Raw genomic sequence first — 16,598 nt, 5'->3', positions numbered from 1 at the left:
GGCAGGGGCCATGTTCGCTGTCATGCTGAACATCTTTTCCATCGCGATCGGCCTCGTCACGCTGGTGCTCGGCCTGGTCGCATTCGTGCCGCTGCTCGGCTGGATGAACTGGCTGGTGATCCCGATCGGCATCGTCGGCGCCGCGGTCGGCGCGCTGTCGTCCTCAAACGGCGGCCGCAACCTCAATCTCGTGCTGATCGTGATCTTCGCAATCCGCCTCAGCCTCGGCGGCGGCATCATCTGATGCGAAAAGGCCCGGCGATGACGCCGGGCCTCCCGATCCCTTGTGGTCAGCGGCAGACCACTTGGCCGCGATCGACCGACTGGCCGAGCAGCGCGCCGCCGCCGGCACCGATCAGCGAGCCGAGCAGGCGCGATCCGCCACCGGCGATCACGTTGCCGAGCACGCCGCCGGCCAGGCCACCGACGATCAGGCCGGTCGTGCCGTCGCTGCGCCGGCAGTAATAGCGCCCGTTGCCGCCGCGATAGATGCGGTCGTTCCGCCCCAGCCGGCGCGGCTGGTAGTAGCGGCCGTCGCGATAGTAATTTTCCGCATAATAGCCACGCTGGCCCCGCGGCAGGCGGTTGTAGTCGTAGTTGCGCCACTGCCGCCAATCGTCACGCCGGTCGCGGCGGACATCGCGCAGGTCCTCGCGCCGGTCGCGCTGCGCATCGCGAACGTTGTCGCGATATTCGCGCCGCGCCTCGCGCACGTCGCGCCGCGAATCGGCATCGCGCAGGTCGTCGCGATAGTCGCGCCGCGCATCGCGCACGTCGTCGCGATATTCGCGGTTCGCCTCGCGGCGGGTGTCCTGCGCCGTCGCGGGCATCGCGGCGAGGCTGGTCGCCGCCAGGGCGACGGAAAGGATGGCGATACGCATGGTCGATGCTCCCTTGATCCAGATGAGCGTACAACCGGCATCGTCGCCTGCCGGTTGCGTGAACCGGAAACTACCTCCGGTTCATCGCACCGACAGGGGATGGATCAGCCGAACGTCGTCTCCAGCGTGATGTCGCAGTTCAGCACCTTGGAGACGGGGCAGCCGGCCTTCGCCTCGTCGGCGATACGCTTGAACTCCGCCTCGTCCAGCCCCTCGACATGGCCGGTCAGGGTGAGCGCGGAGCGGGTGATGGTGAAGCCGTCGCCATCCTTGTCCAGCGTCACCTTGGCGCTGGTCTGCAGGTCGCCCTGCTGGTGGCCGGCGCCGGCGAGCGCGAACGCCAATGCCATGGTGAAGCAGCCGGCATGCGCGGCGGCGATCAGCTCCTCGGGATTGGTGCCGGGGCCGTCCTCGAAGCGAGTGCCGAAACCGTAGTTGCTGTCCTGTAGCACGCCCGACTGGGTCGAGATCTTGCCCTTGCCGTCCTTGCCGAGGCCAGCGTAGCTCGCCGAAGCGCTGCGGGTCACCATAGTCGTATCTCCTGTCCGTTGCGGCCCTTATACGCGACAGGGCGCCGCGAGTTGCCTCGCGACGCCCCGTTCGGTCGAAAATCGGGCTGCGATCAGCGGCAGCGACGCTTGCCGCTGCGCTCCACCTCGCGGCCCAGCAGGCCGCCGGCCACCGCGCCGCCCAGCGTGCCGAGCGTCCGGTCGCCGCGGGTGTCGATCGTACGGCCGAGCAGCGCACCGCCGACCGCGCCGACGACGGCGCCGGTCGTGCCATCGGGCTTGCGGCAGCGCAGGCGGCCGCGGTTGTCGCGCCATTCGCGATACTTGTAGCGCTGCGCGCCGGCCTGCGACACCGGCACCACCATCGTCGCCGGCACCACCATCGCCGCACAACCCATCGCGAGCATCAACTTACGCATAACAGTCTCCCGTCCTTTGAAAATTCGTGTCGGACTAACGTTGGTCAGTACGGCCGGTTGCATGAACGTCAAACAACGTTCCGTTCAGGAAACGACCGGAGGTTCCCGCCCGGTTTCCGCAGGTTGCGCCCGGCGCCGGCGATAGTGATCGGCGACCAGCGTCGCACCGAGGATGAAGCCGCCGGGGGCGAACAGGACGACGGCGGCCAGGCCGATCTGGCGAGGGGTGATACGCATGGCTCCACCCTTAGCCGCGGCAGGTGAACGCCGGCTTGCAAGACGCGTGGCGCGCGATGGGTTCACCCATCCCGCTCAGCCCCGCGCCCGTCGAAGGGCGGGTTTCTACTGGCGGCCCGCTCGCGGCACGGCGCCCTTCGACAGGCTCAGGGCGAACGGATGAGGTTCGACATTCGACCTTCCGGCTCATCCCATATCCGTTAGCCCTGAGCCTGTCGAAGGGCGGGTTTCTACTGGCGGGCCCGCTCGCGGCACAGCGCCCTGCGAAGAACTCAGCGCGAACGGATCGGATGTGCGACTACCGGTCAGAACGGCATCTTCAACCGCAGCATCGCCCTTGGCGCACTCTGGCCATTGGGCAGGGTGCCCTGTTCGGCTTCGGCGGACAGGCCGATCCTGCCGACCCTGGTCGTCGCCCGGATCGGCTTTTCGGCATAACGCTGCGCATCGACGGGTTTCAATCGATCGGCGTTCCGGTCCCGCGCGCATACCACGATATCGCCGGCTTCGTCGGGCTCGCCGCATGGCGCCGATGGCGGCGCCACCTTGGGCGCGGTACGCAGTTCGGCCGGCACCGGCGGTCCCGCGACCTGAAGCGCCACCATCATCGCCAACCGCATCGCGTCGTCCTCCGCCGCCGTGGCCCGAGCGTGACGCGCGATTACGGCGGCAGTGCGGCGGGTCAGCGATAGTTGAAGCTGATGCTGATCCGCTCGCCCTTGGCGGCATTGGGCACGACCTCGTGCCGCAGCCAGCTTTCCCACAGGAAGACGCTGCCGGGCTTCGGCTCGGCATAGACGAAGGTCGCATGGCTCTCGTCGGCGTGGGGCAGGCGGGTCGGTGCCGCCATCATCAGCGGCAACCGCGGATCCTCGAGCTTCAGCGCGCCCGCGCCCGGCGGCGTCGCGACGTAGATCGTGCCGCTCACCGCGCTGTGCGGATGGATATGGCCCGAATGCGCGCCGCCCAGCTTGAGGACGTTGACCCACAGGCTGTCGAGCTTCAGCCGCCGCCCGCCGAGGTCGAACGCGCAGGCCTCGGCAAAGCGCGCGACATGCTTGTTCAGCAGCCGGACGAGGTCGGCGAAGCGCGGGTCGCGCGACGGCAGGTCGTTCAAGGAGGCGTAGGAGGTATAGCCGCGATAGCCATGCGCCTTCGACCAGGCGACGCCGGCGCGATCCTCGCGCGCGAGATCGCGGCACGCCTCCTCCAGTTCCTCCAGCAGCGCCGCATCGCCGAGGTCGTCCTCGTAGAAGCGGGTCGCGAACAGCGTACGGATGCTCATTGTGCCAGTCTCATCGCAACGTCGTTCATGAAGCGCACGTCGTCGCCCGCCGCCAGCCACGGCGCCTCCGCGCCGATCGCGCCGAGCATGTCGGCGAGCGGGTCGAGTTCCGCCTTGGCATAATTGCCGAGCACGTAGCCGGTGACGCGATCCTTGTGCCCCGGATGGCCGATGCCGATCCTGACGCGGCGGAAATCCGGCCCCAGGTGCTGGTCGGTCGAGCGCAGGCCGTTATGCCCGGCGGTGCCGCCGCCGCGCTTCACCTTCACCTTGAAGGCTGCGAGGTCGAGTTCGTCGTGGAAGACGGTGAGCGCCTCGACCCCCAGCTTGTAGAAGCGCAGCGCCTCGCCGATCGCGCGGCCGCTGTCGTTCATGAAGGTGGCGGGCTTCAGCAGCAGCACCTTCTCGGTGCCGATCCGCCCCTCCTGCGTCCAGCCCTGGAACTGCTTCCTGACGGGTGAGAAGCCGTGCAGGTCGGCGATCAGGTCCACCGCCATGAAGCCGACATTGTGCCGGTGCATCGCATATTGCGGCCCCGGATTGCCGAGCCCGGCCCAGATCTGCATGGCATGGTCCTTCATTCTGGCCGGTCATCTCACCCAGCTTCTGTCATCCCCGCGAAGGCGGGGATCCATAATCACGACGGCCAGTGAGTCTCAAAAGCATCAGCCAGTATGGATCCCCGCCTTCGCGGGGATGACGGCGGGTAGGGCTTCGGCGTGTCGCCACGACCTCCTACCAACCGTCAACGAAAAAGGGCAGGGGAGCCTCGCGCCACCCTGCCCCTTGTCCGAACGTCCGTGAAGGGGATCAGCCCTCCGCGCCGTCCTCGCTCTCGGCGGCGGCTTCGGCTGCCTGCGTCTCGGCGATCTCGGCGTCGGTCGCCTCGTCCTGCGCGGTCGGCACCGTCGGCGGCACGATCGTCGCGATCGCGAAGTCGCGGTCCTCGATCGCCGGCGTCGCGCCGTTGGGCAGCGTCACGTCGCTGATGTGGATCGAATCGCCGATCTCGCGGCCCTTCAGCGAAATGGTGATCTCCGACGGGATGTCCGCCGCGTCGACGACCAGCTCGATCTCGTGGCGGGTGATGTTGAGCACGCCGCCCTGCTTGATGCCGCGGCAATCGTCCTCGTCCGCGAACACGACCGGCACCGCGACGGTGACCGTGGTGTGCTCACCGATGCGCAGGAAGTCGACGTGCACCGGACGATCGGTGACCGGGTGGAACGCCACGTCTTTGGGCAGGGTGCGCTCGCCGCCCAGCATGATGACCGAATTCATGAAGTGACCGGTCGACAGCGCCTTCACCAGCGCCTTTTCCTCGAGATGGATCGAGGTCGGTTCCTTGTTCTGGCCGTAGATCACGGCGGGGACGCGGCCGTCACGACGCAGCGCCCGGGAGGCTCCCTTGCCAACCCGGTCGCGCGTCTCGGCTGCGAGCGTAATGGTGTCGCTCATGCAGAAAACCTTTTCGAAACGTGCTAATGTATGCTCCCGCGCCACGCCTCCAGGGATGACCATGGCCGGAAGCGGGCGCGCATAGCGGAAGGTCGCCACAAACGCAAATCCACTCCTCCCTCGCTTTAGCGGGGGAGGGGGACCGCCCGGCGCAGCCGGGTGGTGGAGGGGGCGCTTCCGCAAGCACCACGTTCGCCGCTGACCTCCCCCTCCGACCGCCTGCGGCGGCCACCTCCCCCTGGCGGGGGAGGACTGAGGATTTCAGTACCGCACCCGCCGCGCCGTCACCCCCAGCCTGGCAAGCTGCGCCTGCACCGAATCCGGCCCCGCCAGATGCCCGGCGCCGACCGCGATGAACACCGTGCCCGGCCGCGCCATCCGCCCCTTGATCCACTGCGCCCAGCGCGCGTTGCGGTCGGTCAGCAGCACCTTGGCGACCTCCGGCGAACTCTTCAGCTCGTCGTTCATCTCGCGTGCCAGCGCATCGGGATCGCCGCGCGCCCATTCGTCGACCATCGCGGCCATCTGCGTCTCCAGCTTCGGCAGCTCGTCCACCGTGCTGACCAGGAACTGGAGCTGCGCCGAATCGGACAGGCTGCCGAAGAAGCCCAGCTGCTGCTCGGGCGTCTCCAGCCCCGACACCGGCTTGCCGGCGCGCTTGGCGGCATCGGTGATGACCTCTTCCGGCCCGTTGGCGCTGTCGTAGCCCAGCTTCGACAGCGGCGCGACCGACAGTTGCGTCGCGGCGAGCCACGGCTTGTACCGGTCGAGCGCGTCGGCCGGCAGGCCGAGGTCGGTCACCGCCTTGGTGAAGGCGGCACGCTTGCCGGCGGGCAGGCGTTCGGTCAGCGGCGGCGTGCCCGGCGCGGCGACGCCGGTCGCCTTGACCAGCCCCTGCATCGCGGCCGGATCCGGCATCACGATCTCCAGCTTCACCTCTTTCGACCGGTCGAACGCGGTCTTCACCGCCTCGTCGAACCAGGTGAGGCCGGGCTTCAGCACATGGATCGTGCCGAACAGATAGATCGTCGTGTCCTTGTCCTTCACCACCCACAGTGCCGGATCGGCATCGTTGGCGGCGCGCGACGGTTTGGCGGCGGGGGCCTTGGCGGGCTGTTGCGCGCAGGCGGGCAGGGCAAGGGCGATCGCGACCGCGGACAGCGCGGCACCAAGCTTTCGTATCATGTGGAGACGGTATCCATTCGGGCGGTCGGGACGATACCTAATGCCGCAGCGCACCACTTGCTAGACGCCGCCTCATCCGCCAAAGCCGCGGGCAATGGCCGCCACTCCTCTCTCCTTCCAAAAGATGATCCTGACGCTCCACGATTACTGGAGCGACAAGGGTTGTGTGATCCTCCAGCCCTACGACATGGAGATGGGGGCAGGGACCTTCCATCCGGCGACGACGCTGCGCGCGCTCGGGCCGCAGGCGTGGAACGCCGCCTTCGTCCAGCCCTGCCGCCGCCCGACCGACGGCCGCTACGGCGAAAACCCCAATCGCCTCCAGCATTACTACCAGTATCAGGTGATCCTGAAGCCGAGCCCGCCCGACCTTCAGGACCTATACCTGGGGTCGCTCGCCGCGATCGGCGTCGACATGACCACCCACGACATCCGCTTCGTCGAGGACGATTGGGAATCGCCGACGCTGGGCGCCTGGGGCCTCGGCTGGGAAGTGTGGTGCGACGGCATGGAGGTGACGCAGTTCACCTATTTCCAGCAGATGGGCGGGTTCGACATGAAGCCGGTCGCGGGCGAGCTGACCTACGGCCTCGAACGCCTCGCCATGTACATCCAGGACGTCGACAACGTCTACGACCTGCGCTTCAACGATGCCGGCGTCAGCTATGGCGACGTGTTCCTCGAAAACGAACGCCAGATGTCGAAGTGGAATTTCGAGGTCGCCGACACCGCGACGCTGTTCGACGCCTTCCGCAAGGCGGCGGCGGAGTGCGAGAACAGCCTGGCCGCCGGCCTGCCGATCCCCGCCTACGAACAGGCGATCAAGGCCAGCCACACCTTCAACCTGCTCCAGGCGCGCGGCGTCATCTCGGTCGCCGAGCGCCAGGCCTATATCGGCCGCGTCCGCGATCTCGCCAAAGGCGCCTGCGGCGCCTGGATGGACAAGAACGGATGGGCGGCGTGACGCTGGTCCGCGCCGTCAGGCGCTTCGAAACGATGATGGTCACGCAAAGCCGCGAAGGCGCAAAGGCGTCGGGTCCAGAGGCTGGCGCTCGTCATTCTCTTCGCGTCTTCGCGTCTTCGCGTGAATCACACTTTCTTGGAAGCCGCTCCGCGGCAAACGGCCAATGACCGACTTCCTCCTCGAACTCCGCTCCGAAGAAATCCCCGCGCGCATGCAGGACAAGGCGCGGGAAGACCTCGCCCGCCTGTTCGCCGCCGAACTCGCCCGGGCCGGCCTCGCCGCGACCGGGATGGTCACCTACGCCACGCCGCGGCGCCTTGCGCTGATCGCACGCGGGCTGCCGGCCGAGACGCAGGCGGTGTCCGAGGAACTGAAAGGGCCCAAGACCGGCGCCCCCCCGCAGGCGCTCGAAGGATTCCTGCGCAAGACCGGCCTCGCCCGCGAGCAGCTGACCGAGCGTAACGGCGTCTTCTATGCGGTGACCGAAAAGCCCGGTCGTGCCACCCCGGCGGTGCTTGCCGAGGCGATCCCGGCGATCGTCCGCGCCTTCCCCTGGCCCAAGTCGATGCGCTGGGGCGCCGCCTCCGCCTCGACCGAATCGCTGCGCTGGGTGCGGCCGCTGCACGGCATCGTCGCGCTGTTCGGCGACATGCCGGTGGATGTCGAGATCGCCGGCATCCGCTCGGGCGTCGCGACCTACGGCCATCACTTCCACCATCCCGGCCAGATCACCATCGGCTCGGCGGCGGATTACGTCGAGAAGCTGCGCGCCTGCCACGTCATCGTCGACCAGGACGAACGCCGCGCGCTGATCCGCACCCGCGCCGCCGCGCTCGCCGCGGCGGCGGGCTTCACGCTGGTCGAGGACGAAGGGCTGGTGGCCGAGAATGCCGGCCTCACCGAATGGCCGGTGCCGATGCTCGGCCGCTTCGATGCCGACTTCCTCACCGTGCCGCCCGAGGTGATCCAGCTCACCGCGCGCGTGAACCAGAAATATTTCGTGTGCCGTGCGGCCGACGGGTCCCTCGCCGACGCCTTCGTCTGCACCGCGAATATCGAGGCGACCGACGGCGGCACCAAGATCGTCGAGGGCAATCGCAAGGTGCTGGCCGCCCGCCTGTCCGACGCGCGCTTCTTCTACGACACCGACCTGAAGACCCCGCTCGAAGAGCAGGTGGCGAAGCTGTCTAACATCGTCTTCCACGAAAAGCTCGGCACCGTGGCGGACAAGGTCGACCGCATCGCCAAACTCGCCCGCTGGCTGGTGGAAGAGGGTGTAATCCCTCCCCGTGCCGGGGAGGAGCCGATGAGCCTCGCCGCCATGGCGGAGCGTGCCGCGCGTCTCGCCAAGGCGGACCTCGTCACCGGCATGGTCGGCGAATTCCCCGAACTCCAGGGCCTGATGGGCGGCTATTACGCCGCCGCGCAGGGCGAGCCGCAGGCGGTGGCGGACGCGATCCGCGATCACTACAAGCCGGTCGGGCAGGGCGACGACGTGCCGACCGCACCGGTGACCGTGGCGGTGAGCCTCGCGGACAAGCTCGATACGCTCGCCTCCTTCTTCGCGATCGGCGAATTGCCGACCGGATCCAAGGATCCCTTCGCCTTGCGCCGCGCCGCCCTCGGCGTGATCCTGCTGATCGAGCGTTCGCAGTTGCGGCTCGGCATGCTCGCGCCGTTCGGCGTGGCGGTCACCAACGTCGTGCAGAGCGTGCTCGGCCGCACCGCGCAGGCCGATCCCAATTTCGCGCTCTACCTCGAAAAGGTCACGCAGATCGCGCCCGACCGCAATCTGCCGCAGGATGAATTCGACCGCCGCATGGCGCTGATGACCGAAGCGCTCGGTGATTTCGAGATCGTGCTGAAGCCGGAAACCGAAAAGGTCTTCCATTTCCTCCAGCAGGGTCGCGAGCGTATCCGCGAAACGCCGGTGCAGCTGCTCGGCTTCTTCGCCGACCGGCTGAAGGTGCAGCAGCGCGAGGCGGGCGTGCGCCACGACCTGATCGACGCGGTGTTCGCGCTGGGCGGCGAGGACGATCTGGTCCGTCTGCTCGCCCGCGTCGCGGCGTTGCAGGCGTTCGTCGGCAGCGACGACGGCGCGAACCTGCTCGCCGGCTACAAGCGCGCCGCCAACATCCTCAAGAAGGAGGGTTTCTCCCCTCTCCCCTCGCGAGAGGGGCAAGGCGCGCCAGCGCCGCGGGGTGAGGGTGAGCGCGGGACGGCTGGTGATCCTGACCCTTCCGCCGGGAGAGCGAATCCGCTGTCCTACACGCCCGAAAAAGCGGAAGGCGATCTCATCGCCGCGCTCGACTCGGCCGAACCCGCCGCCGCCGCCGCGGTCGCGGCGGAGGATTTCGAGGGCGCGATGGTGGCATTGGCGTCGCTGCGCGCGCCGATCGATGCGTTCTTTGACAGTGTGACCGTCAACGATGCCGATCCGGCGAAGCGCGCCGCGCGTCTCGCGCTGCTTGCCCGCGTCCGCGCCGCCGTGCACGGCGTCGCCGATTTTTCGAAGATCGAGGGGTAGGAAGACACCTCCCACGTAGCGTCAACTTCGACAACTTCCGAACGTCGGGTATGCTTCCTTCCTCCCCGGGGCCGAGCATTCGAACCGTAGCTAAGGACCAGCGATGACCCAATACGTGTACCGTTTCGGTGGCGGCGTTTCGGACGGGGGGAAGGGCGACAAGAATCTGCTCGGCGGCAAGGGCGCGAACCTTGCCGAAATGGCGTCGATCGGCCTGCCGGTGCCCCCCGGCTTCACGATCAGCACCGCGATGTGCACGCGCTATTACGAGGATGGCGAGCAATTTCCCCAGAGCCTGCGCGACGAAGTGGCGCACGGGATCGCGCATATCGAGGGGATCACCGACAAGGCGTTCGGCGATGCCGCCAATCCGCTGCTCGTCTCGGTCCGCTCGGGCGCGCGCGTGTCGATGCCGGGCATGATGGACACCGTCCTCAACCTCGGCCTCAACGACACCACGGTGGAGGGGCTGGCCGCCCGCTCGGGCGACGAGCGCTTCGCCTGGGACAGCTACCGTCGCTTCATCCAGATGTACGCCGACGTGGTGCTCGAACTCGATCACGGCGCCTTCGAGGAGGCGCTGGAGATCGCCAAGGAAGACAATGGCTACACGCTCGACACCGAACTGACCGCCGCCGACCTCAAGGCGCTGGTCGCCGAATACAAGGGGCTGGTCGAGCAGGAATGGGGCAAGCCCTTCCCGCAGGACGTCCACGATCAGCTGTGGGGCGCGGTCGGCGCGGTGTTCGGATCGTGGCAGTCGGAGCGCTCCAAGGTCTATCGCCGGTTGAACGACATTCCCGCCGACTGGGGCACGGCGGTCAACGTCCAGGCGATGGTGTTCGGCAACATGGGCGACACCTCGGCCACCGGCGTCGCCTTCACCCGCGATCCCTCGACCGGCGCCAATGCCTATTACGGCGAATTTCTCATCAATGCTCAAGGGGAAGACGTCGTCGCCGGCATCCGCACGCCGCAATATCTCACCAAAGCCGCGCGCGAGGAGGCCGGCGCCAAGCCCGCCTCGATGGAAGAGGCGATGCCGGAGGTGTTCGCCGAGCTCGCCGCGGTGTTCGACCGGCTGGAAACCCACTATCGCGACATGCAGGACATCGAGTTCACGGTCGAACAGGCCAAGCTCTGGATGCTGCAGACCCGCTCGGGCAAGCGCACCGCCAAGGCGGCGCTCAAGATCGCGGTCGACATGGCGAGCGAAGGGCTCATCACCCGCGAGGAGGCGATCCTGCGCGTCGATCCGATGGCGCTCGACCAGCTGCTCCACCCGACGCTCGATCCGGACGCGCCGCGCGACGTGATCGCCAAGGGGCTGCCGGCCAGCCCCGGCGCCGCCTCGGGGGCGGTGGTGTTCGATGCCGACACCGCGGAGAAGCGCAAGGCGGCCGGCGACAAGGTGATCCTCGTCCGCGTCGAAACCAGCCCCGAGGATATCCATGGCATGCACGCGGCGGAGGGCATCCTGACCGCGCGCGGCGGCATGACCAGCCACGCCGCCGTCGTCGCGCGCGGCATGGGGCGCCCCTGCGTCTCGGGCGCCGGATCGCTGTCGATCGCGGCGAAGGACAAGGTGATGAAGGTTGCCGGCCGCGAAATCCGCGAGGGCGACATCATCACCATCGACGGCGCCAGCGGCGAGGTGATGGCGGGATCGGTGGCGACGGTGCAGCCCGAACTGGCCGGCGACTTCGGCACGCTGATGGAATGGGCCGACGGCGTGCGCCGGCTGAAGGTGCGCGCCAATGCCGAAACCCCGCTCGACTGCCGCACCGCGCGCGATTTCGGCGCGGAGGGCGTCGGACTGTGCCGCACCGAGCATATGTTCTTCGACGCCGACCGCATCACCGCGGTGCGCCAGATGATCCTGGCGAGCGACGAGGCAGGCCGCCGCGCCGCGCTCGCCAAGCTGCTCCCTGCGCAGCGCAGCGACTTCACCGCGATCTTCGAGGTGATGGCCGGCCTGCCGGTGACCGTGCGCCTGCTCGACCCGCCGCTGCACGAATTCCTGCCGCACGAGGAGAACGAATTCGCCGAGGTCGCCGCGGCGGCCGACGTCGATGTCGAGGTGCTCAAGCGCCGGGCTGCCGAACTGCATGAATTCAATCCCATGCTCGGCCATCGCGGCTGTCGCCTCGGCGTGACCTACCCCGAGATCTACGAGACGCAGGCGCGCGCGATCTTCGAGGCGGCACTGGACGTGGCGGAAAAGTCCGGCGCGGCGCCGATCCCGGAGGTGATGATCCCGCTCGTCGCCACCAAGCGCGAGCTCGACCTGATGAAGGCGGTGGTCGACACGGCGGCGCGCGCCGTGTTCGCGGAGCGCGGGCGGACGGTCGACTATCTCGTGGGCACGATGATCGAGCTGCCCCGCGCCGCGCTGAAGGCGGGCGAGATCGCCGAGACGGGCGAGTTCTTCTCCTTCGGCACCAACGACCTGACCCAGACGACGCTGGGCGTCAGCCGCGACGATGCCGCGCGCTTCCTCGGCGCCTATGTCGAACAGGGCATCTACGCCAAGGACCCGTTCGTCAGCCTGGATGTCGACGGCGTCGGCGAACTGGTCGAACTGGCGGCGGAGCGCGGCCGCAAGACCCGCCCCGGCATCAAGCTCGGCATCTGCGGCGAACATGGCGGCGACCCGGCCAGCATCGCCTTCTGCGCCAGGGTCGGGCTCGATTACGTCTCCGCCTCGCCCTACCGCGTGCCGATCGCGCGGCTGGCGGCGGCGCAGGCGGCGTTGAAGTAACGCCCCCTTCCGTCATCCCTGCCTTCGCGGGGATGACGGAGGAAGCGCAGAGTTGAACATCAATTCAGGTTTGCTTGACCCCGCGGCGTCGCCCCCGCTATCGCCGCCGGCAACGACAGGAGAGTGACGGGCGATGAAAAAGCTCTATCCCGATGCGGCAGCGGCGCTCGACGGCCTGCTCCACGACGGCATGACGATCTGCGCCGGCGGTTTCGGCCTGTGCGGCATCCCCGAACGGCTGATCGACGCCATCCAGGCCTCCGGCGTCAAGGACCTCACCATCGCCAGCAACAATGCCGGCATCGACGGCGAAGGGCTCGGCAAGCTGCTGCGCACCCGTCAGGTCAGGAAGATGATCTCCAGCTACGTCGGCGAGAACAAGGAGTTCGAGCGCCAGTATCTGTCCGGCGAGCTGGAGGTGGAATTCTGCCCGCAGGGCACGCTCGCCGAACGCTGCCGGGCCGGCGGCGCGGGCATCCCCGGCTTCTACACCAGGACCGGCGTCGGCACGCTGGTGGCGGAGGGCAAGGAGGTGAAGAGCTTCGACGGCGAGGATTACATCCTCGAACGCGGCATCCGCGCCGACCTCTCGATCATCAAGGGGTGGAAGGCGGACGAGAGCGGCAACCTGATCTTCCGCAAGACCGCGCGCAACTTCAACCAGCCGATGGCGACCGCGGGGCGCATCTGCGTCGCCGAGGTGGAAGAGGTGGTGCCGGTCGGCAGCCTCGATCCCGATCACATCCACCTGCCCGGCATCTACGTGAAGCGGATGATCGTCGGCGGCCCTTACGACAAGAAGATCGAGTTCCGCACCGTCCGCGAACGCGAGAGCGCATGATGCGGCGGGCGGTCTTCGCGCTGACGACCGCGGCGCTGCTGACCGCGTGCGGCGGGCGCGGCGAACGCGTCGCCACGCTGCCCGCGCCGGGGCAGACCTACACGGCGGACGGCAAGGTCGTACAGATCACCGGCCTGAAAGCACTCCCGGCGCCCGGTGAAGCTCCTGCGGCGGGTGCGCAGGCCGCGGCGCCGGTGCCGCCGCAATTCCAGTATCTCTACGGCTCGGCGGAGTCGCTGGCGCTCAGCCGTCAGGCGTTCCGTGCGCTCGTCTCGTACGCCACGTATCGCAAGGCGGCGGGCGACAGCGTCGTGTTGGCGCCGGGCGCGACGCTCGCGATGCCGCGTTGGGAGCCTTGCAATGGCAAGCAACGAGCAGCAGTCTTCGATGCCGACGAAACAGTGCTCCTTAACCTTGGCGTAGAAGGCTTGGCGGCGCGCAATCCGGGCGCAGCGTTTGATCCGGCGCAATGGGCGCGCTGGGAGCGCACCGGCGCAAAAGCGGTCGCACCTGTCCCGGGCGCTGTCGAGGCGTTCGCTGCGCTGCGCGATGCGAACATCGCCGTCATCATCAACAGCAACCGCTCTGCCTCGGAATATGCCGGAACCATTGCCGCCTTGAAGGCGGCGGGACTGGGCGATTTCATGCTCGGGGTCGATCTGTTTTTGAACAATCAAAAATCGCCCGGCAAAGACTCTCGGCGAACCGCCATCGCCCAGCGCTATTGCGTCGTCGCGATGGCCGGCGACCAGCTCGGCGACTTCACGGACCTGTTCAACGCCGGCCTGTCCTCCACCGACCGTCGCCGCGCCGCCGATACCGGCCCGATCGGCGAGATGTGGGGCAACGGCTGGTTCGTGCTGCCCAACCCGGTCTATGGCACCGGCTTGAAGGGCGGCTTCGACGACATATTCCCGGCGGACAGGCGCTGGGTCGATGGAGGCGCGCAATGAGCGACAAGCCGATACCGATGAACCTCGATCGCTATGCCGAGCTGATCGGCGGCAGCGCGGAGTTCCTGCGCGTATGGGCCAAGGTCGATGGCCCGGTCACCTGCTTCGTCAATCCGGTGCCGATCGGCCCCGACCCGTTCGCCTTCGGCCTCGCCATGGTCGATTGCGTCCGCCACGCCGCCAGGGCCTATGCGCGCGCCGTCAATATCGACGAGGCGGAGGCACTGGCGCGCATCTGGGAAGGGCTGGATGCGGAACGAGCCGCGCCGACGACCGACCCGATCTCGATCACCGCCAAAAGGGATGTGAACTGATATGCCGTGGGATCGCAACCAGATGGCCGCACGCGCCGCGCAGGAGCTGCGCGACGGCTATTACGTCAACCTCGGCATCGGCATCCCGACGCTGGTCGCCAACAACATCCCCGCCGGCATGACGGTGACGTTGCAGTCCGAGAACGGCATGCTGGGGATCGGGCCTTTCCCCTATGAGGACGAGGTCGACCCGGACCTCATCAATGCGGGCAAGCAGACGATCAGCGAGCTGCCGCAGAGTGCCTATTTCGGCAGCGAGCAGAGCTTCGCGATGATCCGCGGCGGTCATATCGACCTGACCGTGCTCGGCGCGATGGAGGTGAGCGAGGGCGGCGACATCGCCAACTGGATGATCCCCGGCAAGATGATCAAGGGCATGGGCGGGGCGATGGACCTCGTCGCCGGCGTCAAGCAGATCATCGTCGTGATGGACCATAATGCCAAGGACGGCAGCCCGAAGTTCATCCCGGCCTGTTCGCTGCCGCTGACCGGCAAGAACGTGGTCGACATGATCGTGACGGACCTCGCCGTCTTCCGCCGGCCCGATCATGCGACGCCGTTCCAGCTGATCGAACTGGCCCCCGGCGTGACCGCGGACGAGGTCGCGGCCAAGACGAGCGCGCGGTATCTGCCAGCGGAATAAATGGCCGTTGCGAGGTCCGAGGGTAATTTAACGATCGTCAACCTTGGCGTTCGTGCAGCTTTCGGTTAACGCGCACCCATCATGGCAACCCGACCGCAGACGCTGTACGAAAAGATCTGGGCCGCGCACGTCGTCGAGACGCGTGACGACGGCACCTGCCTCATCTACATCGACCGTCACCTCGTGCATGAGGTGACGAGCCCGCAGGCGTTCGAGGGACTGCGCGCCGCCGGCCGCCGGGTCCGCCGCCCGGAGCTGACGCTGGCGGTGCCGGATCATAACCTGCCGACCACGCCCCGCCTCGACGCCGCCGGCCGCCCGATCCCGATCGCCGATCCGGAAAGCGCGCAGCAACTCGACGCCCTGCGGCGCAACACCGCCGAATTCGGCGTCGACTATATCGATGCGACCGCGGCGGAGCAGGGGATCGTCCACGTCGTGGGACCCGAACTGGGTTTCACCCTGCCCGGCACGACCCTGGTCTGCGGCGACAGCCACACCTCGACGCACGGCGCGCTGGGCGCGCTCGCCTTCGGCATCGGCACCAGCGAGGTGGAGCATGTGCTCGCCACGCAGACGCTGCTGCTCAGCCCGTCGAAGACGATGGAGGTCCGCGTCGACGGCACGCTCGGTTATGGCGTCAGCCCCAAGGACGTGATCCTGGCGATCATGGGCCGGATCGGCGCAGCGGGCGGCACCGGCCACGTGATCGAATATACCGGCGAGGTGGTGCGCGCCATGTCGGTGGAAGGGCGGATGACGCTCGCCAATATGTCGATCGAGGGTGGTGCGCGGGCCGGTCTGGTCGCGCCCGACGACACCACCTTCGCCTATATCAAGGGTCGACCGATGGCCCCGTCGGGTGAGGCCTGGGACAAGGCCGTCGCCTGGTGGCGCAGCCTCGCCACCGATCCCGGCGCAACCTACGACACCGTGGTGCGGCTCGATGCGACGGGAATCGCGCCGGCGCTGACCTGGGGAACCAGCCCCGAGGATGTGGTGCCGATCACCGGCGTGGTGCCGGAGCCGGAGAGTTTCGCCGATCCCGCCAAGCGCGACGCCGCCCGCCGCAGCCTGGACTATATGGGCCTCACCCCCGGCACGGCGATGCAGGACGTGGCGATCCAGCACGTCTTCATCGGCAGCTGCACCAACAGCCGCATCGAGGATCTGCGCGCCGCCGCCGCCGTCGCCGACGGGCGCCGCGTCGCGGACGGCGTGCGGGCGATGGTGGTGCCGGGATCGGGGCTGGTGAAGCGGCAGGCGGAGGCCGAGGGGCTCGACCGCGTGTTCGTGTCCGCCGGCTTCGAATGGCGCGAGCCGGGCTGTTCGATGTGCCTGGCGATGAACCCCGACAAGGTGCCGGCCGGCGAGCGCTGTGCCTCGACATCGAACCGGAATTTCGTTGGTCGTCAAGGACCTGGAGCCCGCACCCATTTGTTGTCCCCGGCAATGGCGGCGGCAGCGGCGGTGACCGGGCGGCTCGCCGACGTGCGTGATCTGATGGGAGGACGGCCGTGAAGAAGGTGCTGGTATTGTTGGTCGCAGGCGCGATGATGAGCGGCATCGCCGCCTATGTGGCGGGTGCGCGCGCGCCGCTCACGTCGGTCAAGACGCAACA

General features: G+C 68.0%; 18 protein-coding genes. 9 read left to right on the top strand and 9 right to left on the bottom strand.

From position 1 onward, the window contains the following. The first annotated feature begins 22 nt into the window (after positions 1-22). A complete protein-coding gene (locus ACTZQ5_RS03925; protein ID WP_443583858.1) occupies positions 23-244 on the top strand; it encodes a hypothetical protein in 222 nt (73 codons plus the stop codon). Positions 245-290: 46 nt separating this feature from the next. On the opposite strand, the gene ACTZQ5_RS03920 is transcribed toward ACTZQ5_RS03925, so the two are convergent. The 9 genes from ACTZQ5_RS03920 to ACTZQ5_RS03880 all read right to left on the bottom strand — a co-directional run bounded on the left by ACTZQ5_RS03920 (position 291) and on the right by ACTZQ5_RS03880 (position 5,974). After that, positions 291-881: a glycine zipper 2TM domain-containing protein gene (locus ACTZQ5_RS03920; protein ID WP_443583857.1), complete on the bottom strand. Its 591-nt coding sequence runs from the start codon at positions 879-881 to the stop codon at positions 291-293. A 104-nt stretch (positions 882-985) separates the two neighbouring features. Further along, on the bottom strand, positions 986-1,411 hold the full coding sequence (locus ACTZQ5_RS03915; RefSeq protein WP_443583856.1) for an OsmC family protein: 426 nt from the start codon (positions 1,409-1,411) through the stop codon (positions 986-988). A 92-nt stretch (positions 1,412-1,503) separates the two neighbouring features. After that, positions 1,504-1,809, bottom strand: a complete 306-nt coding sequence (locus tag ACTZQ5_RS03910) for a glycine zipper 2TM domain-containing protein (protein ID WP_443583855.1) — start codon at positions 1,807-1,809, stop codon at positions 1,504-1,506. Between the two features lie 84 nt (positions 1,810-1,893). After that, on the bottom strand, positions 1,894-2,046 hold the full coding sequence (locus ACTZQ5_RS03905; protein WP_443583854.1) for a hypothetical protein: 153 nt from the start codon (positions 2,044-2,046) through the stop codon (positions 1,894-1,896). Between the two features lie 305 nt (positions 2,047-2,351). Beyond that, on the bottom strand, positions 2,352-2,666 hold the full coding sequence (locus tag ACTZQ5_RS03900; protein WP_443583853.1) for a 5'-nucleotidase: 315 nt from the start codon (positions 2,664-2,666) through the stop codon (positions 2,352-2,354). Positions 2,667-2,728: 62 nt separating this feature from the next. Further along, positions 2,729-3,331 (bottom strand): TIGR02466 family protein, encoded by a 603-nt coding sequence (locus ACTZQ5_RS03895; RefSeq protein WP_443583852.1) that lies wholly within the window; start codon positions 3,329-3,331, stop codon positions 2,729-2,731. Beyond that, positions 3,328-3,897, bottom strand: a complete 570-nt coding sequence (gene pth / locus ACTZQ5_RS03890; RefSeq protein ID WP_443583851.1) for an aminoacyl-tRNA hydrolase — start codon at positions 3,895-3,897, stop codon at positions 3,328-3,330. Before pth ends, ACTZQ5_RS03895 begins: the two co-directional genes overlap by 4 nt. Before the next feature lie 244 nt (positions 3,898-4,141). Further along, positions 4,142-4,789 (bottom strand): 50S ribosomal protein L25/general stress protein Ctc, encoded by a 648-nt coding sequence (locus ACTZQ5_RS03885; protein WP_443583850.1) that lies wholly within the window; start codon positions 4,787-4,789, stop codon positions 4,142-4,144. Between the two features lie 261 nt (positions 4,790-5,050). Continuing rightward, on the bottom strand, positions 5,051-5,974 hold the full coding sequence (locus tag ACTZQ5_RS03880) for a TraB/GumN family protein (protein ID WP_443583849.1): 924 nt from the start codon (positions 5,972-5,974) through the stop codon (positions 5,051-5,053). A gap of 94 nt (positions 5,975-6,068) precedes the next feature. Here ACTZQ5_RS03880 and ACTZQ5_RS03875 point away from each other — a divergent pair, with 94 nt between their 5' ends. The 8 genes from ACTZQ5_RS03875 to leuC all read left to right on the top strand — a co-directional run bounded on the left by ACTZQ5_RS03875 (position 6,069) and on the right by leuC (position 16,498). Next, positions 6,069-6,938 carry a glycine--tRNA ligase subunit alpha gene (locus ACTZQ5_RS03875; RefSeq protein WP_443583848.1) on the top strand — a complete coding sequence of 290 codons (870 nt, stop codon included), beginning with the start codon at positions 6,069-6,071 and terminating at the stop codon, positions 6,936-6,938. 163 nt (positions 6,939-7,101) lie between these two features. Beyond that, positions 7,102-9,465, top strand: coding sequence for a glycine--tRNA ligase subunit beta (gene glyS / locus ACTZQ5_RS03870; protein WP_443583847.1), 2,364 nt, complete (start codon positions 7,102-7,104; stop codon positions 9,463-9,465). 103 nt (positions 9,466-9,568) lie between these two features. Then, entirely contained in the window at positions 9,569-12,226 is a 2,658-nt protein-coding gene (gene ppdK / locus ACTZQ5_RS03865) for a pyruvate, phosphate dikinase (protein ID WP_443583846.1), read from the top strand. Between the two features lie 133 nt (positions 12,227-12,359). Then, positions 12,360-13,067, top strand: coding sequence for a CoA transferase subunit A (locus tag ACTZQ5_RS03860; RefSeq protein ID WP_443583845.1), 708 nt, complete (start codon positions 12,360-12,362; stop codon positions 13,065-13,067). Beyond that, positions 13,064-14,020, top strand: a complete 957-nt coding sequence (locus ACTZQ5_RS03855) for an HAD family acid phosphatase (RefSeq protein WP_443583844.1) — start codon at positions 13,064-13,066, stop codon at positions 14,018-14,020. The genes ACTZQ5_RS03860 and ACTZQ5_RS03855 overlap by 4 nt, the downstream gene beginning before the upstream one ends. Then, on the top strand, positions 14,017-14,334 hold the full coding sequence (locus tag ACTZQ5_RS03850; protein WP_443583843.1) for a DUF5076 domain-containing protein: 318 nt from the start codon (positions 14,017-14,019) through the stop codon (positions 14,332-14,334). The genes ACTZQ5_RS03855 and ACTZQ5_RS03850 overlap by 4 nt, the downstream gene beginning before the upstream one ends. Before the next feature lies 1 nt (position 14,335). After that, positions 14,336-14,977, top strand: a complete 642-nt coding sequence (locus ACTZQ5_RS03845) for a CoA transferase subunit B (protein ID WP_443583842.1) — start codon at positions 14,336-14,338, stop codon at positions 14,975-14,977. Between the two features lie 81 nt (positions 14,978-15,058). After that, positions 15,059-16,498, top strand: a complete 1,440-nt coding sequence (gene leuC / locus ACTZQ5_RS03840; protein WP_443583841.1) for a 3-isopropylmalate dehydratase large subunit — start codon at positions 15,059-15,061, stop codon at positions 16,496-16,498. Positions 16,499-16,598: the final 100 nt, after the last annotated feature.

Source organism: Sphingomonas cellulosilytica, assembly GCF_052321755.1.
In the GTDB taxonomy this organism is placed as follows: Bacteria; Pseudomonadota; Alphaproteobacteria; order Sphingomonadales; family Sphingomonadaceae; genus Sphingomonas.
The sequence above is the reverse complement of the archived record's forward strand: the minus strand, read 5'-3'. Positions and strand labels throughout refer to the sequence as shown.